This window comes from Bacillus aerolatus (assembly GCF_009183655.1).
Taxonomy (GTDB): domain Bacteria; phylum Bacillota; class Bacilli; order Bacillales; family Domibacillaceae; genus Pseudobacillus; species Pseudobacillus aerolatus.
In genome coordinates this window covers 430,323-443,678 of record NZ_WEIO01000002.1, presented here as the reverse complement: position 1 = coordinate 443,678, position 13,356 = coordinate 430,323, and the positions used below count along the sequence as shown (strand labels likewise).

Sequence of the window (13,356 nt, the reverse complement as noted above, 5' to 3'; positions counted from 1 at the left end):
CCTTCTCCCCTCTGCTCCCTTCTTAATTATAAATGAGTCAGAGGGGGTTTTTCACTTAAATCATGCGAAAGATATATAAAATTAACGGAGCAAGCGCCAATAAACCGATAAATCCAACAACTGCCACTCCTACCGGCTTAATTCCTTCTTTCGAAAAATCCTTATAATTGACATTTAAGCCAAGCCCCGCCATTCCCATAGCGAGCAGGTAGGTACTTACTAATAAGATATATGTTACTACGCTGTCCGGAATAAAGTTTAACGTATTAATAAAGCTGGCAAATAAAAATCCAAAGATAAACCATGGAATTGGAAGACCTTTTAAGCCTTTCTCTGTCAATTCCTTTCTATTGATCACAAAGCTGATCAATAATGCAACTGGAATTAAAAGAAGGACTCTTCCAAGTTTAACGATGACCGCTGCTTCACTGCTTTCCGCTCCTCCTGGAACAGCAGCTGCAACTACATGAGCGAGCTCATGAAGCGTAGCCCCTGTCAGGACGCCATATTCATATTTGCTGATTGGCAGATGTGGGAATAGAAAAATGTAAATAAGCGCACCGACTGTACCTAAAATAGCAATACAGGAAACGGCGATAGCTGTATGTTCCTGCTTATTCTTAATGATTGGTGCCACAGCAATGATCGCCGCAGCTCCGCAAATAGCCGTACCGGCTGCAATTAACATCGATAAATGCTTATCTAACTTAAATACTTTTCCGAGTAAGAGAATAAATGTCATCGTAAAGGCAATGACAAGTACATCCGTTACTAACACTGCATAGCCTGCTGCCACAATATCAAGCAAATTTAATCGGAACCCTAATAATATAATTCCCGCCCGCAGCAGCACTTTACTGCTGAATTGAATCCCTTCCTGATATCCCGGATTGACTTGAAGCGTATTTTTCCAAATCATTCCGATCAAAATCGACAAAATCATGATGCCCATAATTTCAAAAAAAGGCAGCTTAGCAATCAACCCAGCTGCGACCGCAATAAATAAGGTTAATATAATTCCTTTTACGACACTGCGAGGCTGACCTTCTTTTTTAGGCTGACTTTGTACATATGGCTGTACTTTTTGTGCTTCCAATCTACTCACCTCCGTATTAGTTAAATTAAAGGTATCACAGTTTTTGTCGTTTACTATTTTGATTATGTGATAAGTGTTATTGCATTCTCTCATGGAAGAAATCAGCCTGTATTTACATCAGCAATAAATCCAATCAAAAAAGCGAGCCGAAAAGGCTCGCTTTTTTGATTAGTTCACTTTTTTTCTTCGCTGTTTTGCTCTTCTTTCGGACGCCGCTTCCCCCACCAAAATTCATGACTGCGCCGCATCCACTCTTCTCGTTCTGAATCTGTCATGCCGGCTCTTTTTTCCGGTTCGTTTCCTTTTTCTTTTGCCATGTCTGTGCCCCTTTCTCATATTAATCGACAACACATATTATGCGACATAGCGAAAAAAGTGCAGAGGAAAGCCTTGAAGGGCATAGCAGAAGCGTTTTTTTATCGTTTAGCTGCCCGGAACCCTGCTGCTTCCGCTTCTTCTTTTGAACAAAATGTTTGTTCCGGTTTTGTTACTTCATACGATTGGTTTCCGGGTACGTGATAGATTTTTTCCCCGGAACTTGAAATGTTTCCTTTGATTCGACATTTGCCAGTTGGATCTGTCACAGCGTCGATCTTTTCCTTTTCTAATATAGTGTTATAGCCGCGATCGGTCACATAGTTTTCCACTAACCAAATGCCAACTTTTTGCTCGCGCGCTTCTTTCTGTACTTTTTCAAAACGGTCGACATATTTCGTGTTTGGCGGAAAAACGGCTGTGCGCGCTAATCCTTTCGCGATTAGTTGCTCATTCACCATCTTTCCATCAAGCCATACGTAAGCGAGAATCCGGCCATAGCGGTCGCGTTCTTGGACATCAAATTCCAATGTCACTTTCTTATTCATTAATACTTTTTTAGTAAAAGCCGATGCTTCCGGTCCGAATGGCTGGACACCTAGACGTGGATGCTTCGTTTCCGGTGTGTCAACAAGCGTCATCCGGATTCGTTCTTCCTTGCCATTTGGCAGCTTGATGTCGAATGTGTCCCCATCGACAACATAAAATACCGTACCAGTTATACCTTTTTTCTCTGCTGTGTCTCCATCAATAATATCGGGCAAAGAAGGCTGTTCATTCGCTTGTTCGGTTGTTTCTTCTTTCACCACGGTTTCCGATGAATCTTTCGTTAGTTCTTCTTTTTGCTCTTCAACTGCACAACCCCCAAGTAGAAAAAAGGCGGCAATGAAAATAGCTGATTTTACTTTCATCATCGTAGACTCCTTTTCTCTTTCCCTCTTACTTCTATTCTTTTGATGTGTATGATTGAAAATAATGGAGCACATCCTCTACATATTGTTGACTGTGATTATAAGCATAAATAGCTTTTTCCAACTCTCCGTCCGCTGCCCCGTTTGCTTTTAAATAGGCAGCCGCGCTAAACACAGCATCTTCGAGATTATACGGGTCTGCTTTTCCATCGCCGTTAGCATCCACACCGTAGCCTCCATACTTTTTAATGACAGCAGGATCGGTCTTTTCCTCAGCTGGGATATCTCCCTTTCCGAGCCCACTGCACGTTGGATGGCTCCAGCCAACAAATGTGCACGGCATAAACTGCAGGTGCCCTTCAGCCCCGACAGGCGACAACATTGGATCCATTTTTGAAAATTTCGTTTCTACGCGATGATGAGCGGCGAGCAGTTCCCACGGGACGCCATATTCTTTTTCAGCTGCCTCGTACACTGGAATAAACTCTTGAGGGATGGCCGATTCAAGAATCGGGTTCGCCGGCCTTTGCTTTTGATTCATTACAATCGCCAAGATCGCAGCCATTAATAATAGAAAAAACAATTTTCTTTTCACTGACTTCCTTAATTTTCTTCTTGCCATGTTGTTCTCCTCTAATGTAAAATCGATTCGCATCTATATTAGGCAACCAAAGAGGAATCTGCAAGTGATAATTGTGTGACCATTAAAAAGACCGCCTTGCGCCCTGCAAAGCGGTCAGTCTGACGTCTTATTTTCGTTTAGGCCGCGGTGCCTTGACCATCTCTTTCCGCTCTTTTTTGAGTGATTTATACAAAGACAGCATCATTAAAATCATGATCATTGAAAACGGAAAAGCAGCTATGACGAGGGCGTTCTGCAGAGCTTGCAGCCCGCCGCTGTACAAGAGAATAATCGCTATAAGAGACTGAGCGAACCCCCACACTAATTTCACGCGGTTGGGCGGCGTGAGTGAGCCATATGTGGTCTGCATACCTAACACAAACGTGGCTGAGTCTGCTGATGTAATAAAAAATACGCCCACTAGTGCAATGGCTATGACGGATAAAACCGACGACCATGGGAGTTCATGAAAGACGGCGAATAAAACTTCTTCTGTGGCATTTTTCGTTAAATCAACAGCACCCGATAACTGCAAATCCATTGCTGAGGCCCCGAACACTGCGAACCATAAAAAGCTGACGAGCGCAGGCATGAGCAGCGTTCCGATTAAAAACTCACGGATGGTCCGCCCTTTAGACACACGGGCAATAAATATACCGACAAACGGCGACCAGGAAATCCACCAAGCCCAGTAAAAGATGGTCCACCCATTAATCCATGCCCGGTGTTCATCATTTAATGGGGCGAGAGTAAAGCTCATATCCACTAGATTTTGTAAATAAGAACCAAGTGTGTCCGTAAACAAATTCATAATGAACAGTGTCGGCCCAAGAACGAGCATTAATCCAAGCAGCGCAATAGCTAAAACCATGTTGGCATTGCTCAATATTTTTATTCCTTTTCCTAACCCGCTCATCGCCGAAATCGTGAACAAAATCGTGACAACTATAATAATAATCAGCTGAACAAAGAAGTTAATCGGAATGCCAAATAAGTAAGATAGCCCCCCATTGATCTGAGCAGCGCCAAAGCCGAGTGTTGTCGCTACCCCTACAACTGTAGCAAAAACAGCCATCACATCGATCGCTGTACCGAGCGGACCTCTTGCTCTTTCTCCTAATACCGGAACGAGCGTGGCACTAATCAGACCCGGTTCATCTTTTCGAAATTTATAATACGCAAGCGCGAGCGCGACTACAGCATAAATTGCCCAAGCGTGAATGCCCCAGTGAAAAAACGTATAACGCAACGAGTCTTTTAACGCTTGGTCAGACCCCGCTTCTGCTAAAGGAGGATCGCTGGCAAAGTGGCTTAACGGCTCCGCCGCCCCCCAAAATACTAAACCAATTCCCATACCTGCACTAAACAGCATCGCAAACCATGACGTAGTGGAATAATCCGGTTTCTCTCCTGGCTTGCCTAATGTGATTGCTCCTACAGGACTAAAAACTAAAAACAAACAAAATAAAACGATGATTGAGACTAATATTAAATAATACCAACCGAATGTTGATGTAATAAATGATTGCACATTTCCTGTTACTTTCTCGAATGTACTCGGCGCAGCCACGCCAAATACGACGGAAGCCAGTACTATTGCAATCGTAATCCAAAACACATTTGAAATTTTCTTCACAAAATTCTCCTCTCCTAATTTAAAGACTGACTAATGCACATGGGAACAGGCAGTATGTTGCTGATTAACTTCACGCTTATTCGACAACCATTCTACCCTATCAAATAAACAGAACTGAATCAAGAAAAGGAGACTGCCCTATACTTTTTCCCTCTTCAGATAATTTCCCCCAAAACTTATCCCTTATTCCACTAATTGAAAAAGATCTTTCATTTCAAGAAAAAACCTCTGCCAATCAGCTGCGGCAGAGGTTTGTCAAATTATAATTATATATGGTTAACGCTTGAGTTTGTTTCTTTCTCCATTTCACGTCTATACATTTGTGATAAGCCGTACGTTCGTTTTTCGGCAGCAGCAATATCATTCCTCATTTGTTTTTCTTGCTGTTTTACTTCTTCCAATTTCTCTTCAAACTTTTTGAGTTTTCGCTGAATTTCCTGTTTGTTCGTTTGCATCTCTGCTATTTGGTCATTTGACCGGTATATTTCTTCAATCAATTGCGGCTCATAATCATAGTATTTTTCTAACACTAAGGCTGTGATATCGGCGAATACTTTTTCGACTTTCTTTTCGATCTGTGATTTTTCTGTCTGGTAGTAGCTTGTTTTAATAAAAGTAGAAACCGCCCTTATCACGCCTTTTTTTGCTTCTTCCTGCTTCTTTAATTTTGATTCAATTTTCTTTAGATTTTCCTGCAACCGGTTGTTTTTCACACTAAGTTCACCAAAATATGGACGGTTCGGATCTTTTTTTAACATGAGGGTCAGCTTTTGATGCAGCTGCTTATTGTAAGATTCTGTTTGGTAAAAAGCGGCTTCTTCCTCCTTCAGCTCTTCTCGTAGAATAGCCAGCCCTTTTTTCCAGTCATTTTGTTTTTGTACCATTTCGTTCACGGAGCGAAGCATTTTCTTATAATTTAAATAGCGCTTGTTCCATGATTGGACAATCACTGCAAGCTTCTCATCGCTGTCTTCTTCCGCCTCTCCAGCCGCCAAATAAGGAAGGATCGCTTCAAGCAGCACTATTGGCAGCAGCCCCTTATTAAATAGAAGATTTTGATAGCGGTAAAGAATGCCTCCACCTTTAAAAATAAGAGATAAAAGTAAATCGGGATTCGTCATCCATGAAAAATAAGCGGCTTCCTCCGGCTCATGAACAGCAGCCGGGCTTTTGCTTGAAAAACACTGAAGCAAATACTTATAAAAGCGGAACCCTGTTTTTTCAGCAATCAATGTAAAAACTCGAAATGTATCCTTTGCTAATGACATTTCCAGCTCATCTTTTGTCCATTCCGCTAAGTTCAATTGCTGTTTAATTTGTTCTTGTTGATAAGAGGGAAGATGCCCGATATAATGCAAAATTTCTTCTGCCCAAATCATAGCCGGTGTTTCTTTCTCGGTTTGTGGATGCCTCGCATTTATATGAGAGTACAACTCCACCATTTCCCAGTGAACAAGAAATTCAACTTTACTTTTTTCAGGAAATTGTTCGAACGCCTTCGCAAAGCCTTTATGCTGCTTTTGAAGCTGCTGAAAAACCTCTTCAATGATCTCCCCGCATTGTTTAATTGTTTCATACGGATCATTAAGCAAACGCATCGGAAGCTTTAACGTTTTACTTAACTCGAGCAATAAATCAAGCTGCAATTCGCGGTCCTCCACTACATTTAACTTTTCCGCTTCCCGTTCAAGCCATTCATAAAAATGAGCGGATTGCTCTTTGGATACAAGGTCTTTCGTTTTTGAAGAAACAAGATCCCAAAAGTTTAAATCATGCAGCATGACATATACGAAGCGTAAATGAGTGCCTGTTAAAGACACGAGTGAATGTGCCAGTTGCCGGCCTTCTATCATAGTTAATCCGTCCAATCTATTCGTGTTATTTACATTTATTATATACCAAAATAGTAGAAGAAGGTATTAACGAAAATTAAGCTCTTTATAAACAGGCAATGTCGTATTATGTCTAAAAGTAATTTCGACTAATTTGATACAATTAGTTGCGCCAACTGGAATTATTTTTTAGAATTGGTATATAATTCTGAAATTTTAATTATTTCGGAAAATTATTTCAGGAGGATGCTTATGGAAAACAAAAAATTTGACTTACCCCCATCTTCAGAAAAGAAAAACACCTATGAAAGGATTGCTGAAAGTCCAGATTTCAAACATCTGGTCAACACGAAAAACAAGTTTATCGTTCCGTTCTCTATTTTCTTCTTACTTTTTTATTTCTCATTACCGCTGTTGACATCTTATTCAACTATATTAAACAAGCCGGCAATTGGTCCCATTTCATGGGTTTGGGTGTTTGCACTTGCTCAATTTGTCATGACTTGGACGCTTAGTATGATTTATGTGAGAAAAGCAAATCAGTTTGATCAAATGTCTGATACTATTTTAAGTGATTTTCGAGTGGAGAAAAAAGGAGATCAATCATTATGAGTGCCGTTGGATTAGCTTTTTTCGTTGGAATCGTCGGATTAACGCTTATTGTTACTTATTTTGCCGCAAAACGAACAAATACAGCCAGTGAATTTTACACAGCGGGCGGCGGACTAACCGGATGGCAAAATGGACTTGCCATCGCTGGTGACTATTTATCGGCTGCTTCCTTCCTCGGCATAGCAGGAGCGATCGCTTTAAATGGATTTGACGGTTTCTTTTTTAGCCTTGGCTATCTTGTCGCCTATCTTGTTGTCCTTTATCTCGTGGCTGAACCGTTGCGTAACTTAGGGAAATATACACTGGCCGATATGATCAATGCCCGTTTTGACCAAAAGAAAATAAGAGCTACAGCCGCTTTAAGCACCATTACCATTGTTATTTTCTATATGATTGCACAGCTTGTTGGTGCTGGCGCCCTTATACAATTATTATTAGGGATTGATTATTGGGTTGCAGTCTTAATTGTTGGTGTTATGATGACTGTTTATGTGTTATTTGGCGGTATGACAGCGACTAGCTGGGTACAGATTATAAAAGCTGTTTTACTGATGATTGGGACCGTTATCATTTCTTTTCTCGTCTTAGCGAAATTCCACTTTAACATTTTCGAAATGTTCTCCGAAATGAAGACAGCTACACCACACGGGGAAAATTTCTTAAATCCGGGCGTGAAATATACGAACCCGGTTGATACGATGTCGATGACGATGGCTCTTGTGCTTGGTACAGCCGGACTTCCGCATATTTTGATGCGTTTCTTTACCGTAAAAGATGCGAAAACAGCGAGAAGTTCTGTTGTTGTCGCTACATGGATCGTTGGTATCTTTTACATTCTGACTATTTTTCTTGGCTTTGGTGCTGCCGCATTTGTCGGATCAAATGAAATCATCGCTGCCAACGCAGCTGGAAATATGGCCGCTCCATTGCTTGCACAAGCATTAGGCGGAGATATGCTGATGTCATTCGTTTCAGCTGTTGCTTTTGCCACGATTCTTGCTGTCGTAGCCGGGCTCGTCCTGTCAGGCGCTTCCGCTTTTGCTCATGATATTTATGGGGAAATTATTAAAAAAGGAAAAATGACAGAAAGACAGCAAATGCTCGCTGCCCGCTATGCCTCTATTTCTGTCGCTGTACTATCTATCTCGCTCGCTCTTTTCGCCCAAAAGATGAACGTTGCTTTTCTCGTTTCTCTTGCGTTTTGTGTAGCAGCAAGTGCCAACCTTCCAGTCATTTTGTATACAATTTACTGGAAGCGCTTTAATACAACTGGTGCTATTACCGCTATGTTAACCGGTCTGATTTCTGCATTAGTGTTAGTCGCTGTCAGCCCTAATGTTTTAGGTCCTGAGGGCGCAGCCATTTTCGTTGGCACTCCTCTCTTCCCATTAACGAATCCGGCGATCGTTTCCATTCCGGCCGGCTTCCTGGGCGGCTATATCGGAACCGTGCTTTCTGCCAAAGCAGATGCCCTCAGGTTTGCTGAAGTATCAGTGAAAGCAAATACAGGGTTTAAAGGTTAATAGTAATATACAAAAAACAGCAGTTTTCCCATCAGCTGCTGTTTTTTGTACATTCTTTTTTGAATTCAGACTTCCAAGCAGCTTAAAATTATTACCGGCGTCCATGTTTCTATAACGGCTGACTTAAAAAATGTAAATGTTCAAAAAATTAATCCTTCCATCCATAAAAAGAATAGCCCCGGCGGATTATTCTTTTTACAATTGTGCTATTCTGTTCTTAGCAAGTATCAAACGGCTGTTTAATTCTTCTTTTAAACTTCTTGCTTTCTTTATAAAGCTGTCGGATTGTTTTTGTGGATGAAGCGCCAGTTGTATGTATTGCTTGTATGTGATGTGAGCATCAAGCAGAACAGAATACGCTTCTGTCAATCTTTCAGGCGGCTCCGCCAACTCATAAAGCATATCATGGCACTCTTCAGATTCCTTTTCGAGCTTTTCAATCACTCCGTTATCCTGGAAGTATTGCAACGAATTATTTTTTCCGGCTACCATCCCCTCACCGCGACGATTCACAAAACTGCCCTCGATTGGATAACTGGAAACGACAGCCTCTGCTTTAACCGCAGTTTCATCCATTTTCTTGTAGATCATTTCCATCTTTTCTGCATAAGCCAGTTCGTTCATTTGTTCTTTGTAATAAAAATAAAATGACAGGCCAATAAAAAGCAAAATAAAGCAGATAATTATCGTAAAAGGTTTCATGAAATTGGCTGTTTTGATTGATGAACTTTTCACAACCATGCGCCATCACCTGTCCTTTACTAATTTACTGAACCTCAATCATTCTATATTTAGGAAAAATCTCTTTTCTTAAAAGAAATTATATCATAGAACCTTTGTCGAAAAAGGCCATTTAACAGCACTTAATTGAAATGTTATATTTGTAAATATAAAAAAAACCCTGTCATGTAATGACAAGGTTTGCAATAATTAAGCTAAATCATCTACTGCTGTGAAGTCGTATCCAAGGTCTTTTGCAACCGCTTCGTAAGTTACGTGGCCTTTATGAGTGTTGACTCCTAGTTTTAACGCAGGGTTGTCTGAAATCGCTCTTTCAAATCCTTTGTTAGCAATTTGCAGGGCGTAAGGAATCGTCACGTTAGTTAAAGCAACAGTTGATGTGCGTGGCACTGCTCCAGGCATGTTAGCTACAGCATAGTGAACGACGCCATGTTTTTCATAAGTCGGATTGTCGTGTGTTGTAATGCGGTCAACTGTTTCAAAAATACCGCCTTGATCGACTGCAACGTCAACAATAACAGAACCTGGTGACATTGTTTTTACCATTTCTTCTGTTACAAGTTTAGGTGCTTTTGATCCTGGAATTAATACTGCACCGATAACAAGGTCAGATTCTTTCACTGCTTCTGCAATGTTGAATGGGCTGGACATTAGTGTTTGCACGCTTGAACCAAAAATGTCTTCAAGCTGGCGCAGACGGTCCGCACTTAAGTCAATAATTGTAACATCCGCTCCAAGACCGGAAGCAATTTTCGCCGCGTTCGTTCCAACCATTCCGCCGCCGACTACAGTAACTTTACTTTTCTTAACGCCTGGCACGCCGCCGAGAAGCACACCTTTACCGCCTTTGTTTTTCTCAAGGAATTGCGCACCGATTTGTGCTGCCATGCGGCCAGCTACTTCACTCATTGGTGAAAGTAAAGGAAGTGTACGGTTTACCGATACTGTTTCATAAGCAACGCCTGTTACGCCGTTTTCTACAAGTGCTTTTGTTAATGCAGGTTCTGCTGCAAGGTGAAGATACGTAAATAAAAGTAAATCTTTACGGAAATATTGGTATTCCGACTCGATTGGTTCTTTTACTTTCAGAACCATTTCTGCTTGTCCCCATACGTCTTTTGCTGAATCGATCACTTCAGCACCGAGCTCTTGATATTCTTCATTAGTGAAACCGCTTCCAATTCCTGCATCTTTTTCTACTAATACTTTATGCCCTGCTCTAACTAATGTAGTGACGCCTGCCGGAGTAATTGCTACACGATTCTCATTGTTTTTAACTTCTTTAGGAACACCAATAATCATATCAACATCTCCCTTATTTTCGATATACATATATAGTATGACATATTAATAACGTTTTCATCGTTATAAAAGAAAAATTCAGGGAGATGTTTTTGTGTTTTTTTACAAGTTTACTTCCTCTAATTGTTTAATTAACAAGTCTAAGTATAAAGTGATTTTTTGATTGGCGTCTTTTAAATTCATATCAGCTATTTCTGATATTCTTTTCAGACGGTAAGCAAGAGTATTGGCATGTATGTGCAACGCTTTCGCTGCATCATTCATATTGCCATCATGCTGTAAAAAAACAAAAATCGTTTCCTGCAAATTTGAATGGTGGTCGCGGTCATATTTCATCAGTTTGGTAATCATCGGATTCTCATAACCAGATTGCTTTCTGATTGCGGCAAGGTCTTCAATGAATTGAAATACCCCTAACTTTTCATAGCTATGAATAGAAGCAGCAGCCTGCGGAAATTGCTGCTTAATTTTCAAAACGTACAGCGCTTCCTGATAACTTTTTGACAGTTCGAGCGGATTGTCAATTACACTTCCTGAAGCAGCTGTAATTCCATCTATATGCTGGCGTTCATTAATTTTAACTATAAAATTATTTATGAAATCAGCCAAACTATTTTCCTTGTTTTTTTCCGACAGCCTCGCGAGTAAAATCATTTGCTCATTGTCAAATGTTCTTGCCACGATCGGCAGCTGCTGCATCGTTTCCACTAAATAATTCGTTTGCCGCTCAATTGATTGACTGATCGGCTGCGGGAAATCAAAAATAATGACCGCGAGCGGCCCTTTTAAATTTAGTTTGTAGCGTTCATTCACTTGTTCTAAGTCCCGCAGCCGGGTAAAATGGCCCGTCAACAATTTCCAGAAAAGTTCTTGATAATTCTTTTCCGTTTCTTTTTTTTGCTTTTGATGTTGAATAAGCTGATTTTTAACAGCTTTAGAAGCTTCCTGCAAAATCATAATTTTCTCTTCAGTGAATGACACTCGTGGATGCGCCCAGATGAAGCCGACCACCTCATTGTATTTTCGCACAGAAATGGCCACTCGTTCACCAAGTCCAACCTGATCAATCCGGGGAACGACAACCGGCTCTTCTGTTTCAAACAGTTTGGGAATGGCGCCCACTTTCCATAAGCTGTTAATGACATTTTCCGGCACGCGCCTGCGCATAATCGTCGCGATTCTGACGGGGTCCACTTCATCTTCGTGGCGACTGTAAGCAATGATGCGGTGATTCGCATCCTCTATTGTAATTGGGCATTCAAGCTCTTCACTGATCAAGTCGGCGAGCACTTCAAGCGATTCATAATCTTTAGCGAAGAAATTTCCAGTTGCTTTTACCATATAACCACTTTCTTTCATTGATTTCATTCTGTACAAACATTATAGTATTGTAGCTCTCTGCTTGAAAGCTATTTTTGATTAATTATTGGTTTATGTGTAGGTACGACTTATTTTTTATAATAAATATACATACACAGCCATGTTTTGCCCCAATAGGAAAACGGAGCTGCCGGAAATGGCACGCTCCGTTTAAAGGCTGAAAGTGAATAAATTAGCAGACAATCAAATAGATTGGCAGGCATATGGGAAATGGATACTAGAAGGCTAACAATCGGGAGAATATTAATATTTTCTTGAATCGCAATTCGGACAAATATATACGTCTTCCGCATCGAAAATGGAGCCGCACTTAGTTTGTTCAAGAACAACGAATGCTTTTCTTAAATCAGCACGGACTCCTTCCCACCCGCACTCACACTTAATTTGATTGAACGATCCGAACTTGTAAACGCCGTAGTTCATAAAATTCACCCCTTTTTGAAATTTTCAGAAAAATTCCTGTGTAATTATCTTACACAAATTAGGCGAAAAAATCAATTAAATAATTGTGAATTTTTTGTTAATATTGTAAAGTCAAGACTTGTTTTTTACTTTTTATTGACATGTTTCTGAAACAATTATTCACTCAACTCAAATTATTTTTTCTTTGTATGAAAAAAAGCTGGCCCCATAAGCAAGGTGCCAGGCACTTATGGGTCAGCTTCTTTTAAGACAGTTTCTTTACTATTCTTCAACTAATGTTTTTACATCTTGCACAATTTCTTCAAAAGGGACATCTTCTGCTCCACTGTAATTTTTTACGACTGTTCCTTCTTTATTAACTAAGTAAAAGCTTGTTCCATGCATGACTTGATTAGAGTTAGGATCCGGGACAGCGAGTGTCTGGAAATTCTTTTCGGCAAACTCTCGAATATATTCCGGTTCATACCCCGTCAACAAGTCCCACTTTTTTTCATCTGCGTCGTAATAAGAAATGTATTCCTTTAATTTTTCAGGTGTATCTACTTCTGGATCAACACTAAATGAAACCATGCGATAATCTTCAATGCCTTCTTCCTCAAGCATTTTTTGAAGATCTGTCATATTTTTTGTCATTGGCTGGCATACAGTCGTACAATTTGTAAAAATTAAATCGGCAATCCACACTTTTCCTTTTAAATCTTCGAGGCTCACTTTTTCGTTATTTTGATTCGTATGTTCAAAGTCTTGCATCTTAACATCCATATTGCCTTCAAACGCACTGTTGCTGCAACCAGCAATAAGTAGAAGAATGGATATAGAAGCAATCAATAAATAAAAGCGAGATAATTTCAATTCGTTTCCCTCCTGCAGTATTATGATATCTCTACCTATCAATGGTATTGTACATACAGGCAGAACTCAATGGCAAACCTTTCACTATTCTGAACAATTTATGAACGTCTT

13 protein-coding genes are annotated in these 13,356 nt (G+C 40.4%); 2 read left to right on the top strand and 11 right to left on the bottom strand.

The window, feature by feature from the left end; genetic code table 11:
- Nucleotides 1-55: 55 nt before the first annotated feature.
- The 6 genes from F9802_RS05760 to F9802_RS05740 all read right to left on the bottom strand — a co-directional run bounded on the left by F9802_RS05760 (nucleotide 56) and on the right by F9802_RS05740 (nucleotide 6,433).
- Nucleotides 56-1,105 (bottom strand): YeiH family protein, encoded by a 1,050-nt coding sequence (locus tag F9802_RS05760; RefSeq protein WP_404799141.1) that lies wholly within the window; start codon nucleotides 1,103-1,105, stop codon nucleotides 56-58.
- Between the two features lie 164 nt (nucleotides 1,106-1,269).
- On the bottom strand, nucleotides 1,270-1,413 hold the full coding sequence (locus F9802_RS19540; RefSeq protein ID WP_191991767.1) for a hypothetical protein: 144 nt from the start codon (nucleotides 1,411-1,413) through the stop codon (nucleotides 1,270-1,272).
- Between the two features lie 99 nt (nucleotides 1,414-1,512).
- Nucleotides 1,513-2,325 carry a thermonuclease family protein gene (locus F9802_RS05755; RefSeq protein WP_152150191.1) on the bottom strand — a complete coding sequence of 271 codons (813 nt, stop codon included), beginning with the start codon at nucleotides 2,323-2,325 and terminating at the stop codon, nucleotides 1,513-1,515.
- A gap of 31 nt (nucleotides 2,326-2,356) precedes the next feature.
- On the bottom strand, nucleotides 2,357-2,944 hold the full coding sequence (locus F9802_RS05750) for a lytic transglycosylase domain-containing protein (protein WP_152150190.1): 588 nt from the start codon (nucleotides 2,942-2,944) through the stop codon (nucleotides 2,357-2,359).
- 127 nt (nucleotides 2,945-3,071) lie between these two features.
- The gene (locus F9802_RS05745; RefSeq protein WP_152150189.1) at nucleotides 3,072-4,580 is read right to left on the bottom strand and encodes a glycine betaine uptake BCCT transporter; all 1,509 of its coding nucleotides are present in this window, start codon (nucleotides 4,578-4,580) and stop codon (nucleotides 3,072-3,074) included.
- Nucleotides 4,581-4,846: 266 nt separating this feature from the next.
- A complete protein-coding gene (locus F9802_RS05740; RefSeq protein WP_152150188.1) occupies nucleotides 4,847-6,433 on the bottom strand; it encodes a lysis system i-spanin subunit Rz in 1,587 nt (528 codons plus the stop codon).
- A gap of 231 nt (nucleotides 6,434-6,664) precedes the next feature.
- Here F9802_RS05740 and F9802_RS05735 point away from each other — a divergent pair, with 231 nt between their 5' ends.
- Both F9802_RS05735 and F9802_RS05730 read left to right on the top strand, forming a co-directional pair.
- The gene (locus F9802_RS05735) at nucleotides 6,665-7,024 is read left to right on the top strand and encodes a DUF485 domain-containing protein (protein WP_152150187.1); all 360 of its coding nucleotides are present in this window, start codon (nucleotides 6,665-6,667) and stop codon (nucleotides 7,022-7,024) included.
- Complete coding sequence (locus F9802_RS05730) at nucleotides 7,021-8,547, top strand: solute symporter family protein (RefSeq protein WP_152150186.1); 1,527 nt, start codon at nucleotides 7,021-7,023, stop codon at nucleotides 8,545-8,547. Before F9802_RS05735 ends, F9802_RS05730 begins: the two co-directional genes overlap by 4 nt.
- 195 nt (nucleotides 8,548-8,742) lie before the next feature.
- On the opposite strand, the gene F9802_RS05725 is transcribed toward F9802_RS05730, so the two are convergent.
- From F9802_RS05725 to F9802_RS05705, 5 genes are all read right to left on the bottom strand, one after another.
- Nucleotides 8,743-9,288, bottom strand: a complete 546-nt coding sequence (locus tag F9802_RS05725; protein WP_152150185.1) for a hypothetical protein — start codon at nucleotides 9,286-9,288, stop codon at nucleotides 8,743-8,745.
- A 189-nt stretch (nucleotides 9,289-9,477) separates the two neighbouring features.
- Nucleotides 9,478-10,590: an alanine dehydrogenase gene (gene ald / locus F9802_RS05720; protein ID WP_152150184.1), complete on the bottom strand. Its 1,113-nt coding sequence runs from the start codon at nucleotides 10,588-10,590 to the stop codon at nucleotides 9,478-9,480.
- Between the two features lie 102 nt (nucleotides 10,591-10,692).
- Nucleotides 10,693-11,949: a PucR family transcriptional regulator gene (locus tag F9802_RS05715; protein WP_191991766.1), complete on the bottom strand. Its 1,257-nt coding sequence runs from the start codon at nucleotides 11,947-11,949 to the stop codon at nucleotides 10,693-10,695.
- A gap of 264 nt (nucleotides 11,950-12,213) precedes the next feature.
- Nucleotides 12,214-12,393, bottom strand: coding sequence for a hypothetical protein (locus F9802_RS05710; RefSeq protein WP_152150182.1), 180 nt, complete (start codon nucleotides 12,391-12,393; stop codon nucleotides 12,214-12,216).
- A 261-nt stretch (nucleotides 12,394-12,654) separates the two neighbouring features.
- Entirely contained in the window at nucleotides 12,655-13,245 is a 591-nt protein-coding gene (locus F9802_RS05705; RefSeq protein WP_152150181.1) for an SCO family protein, read from the bottom strand.
- Between the last annotated feature and the right edge of the window lie 111 nt (nucleotides 13,246-13,356).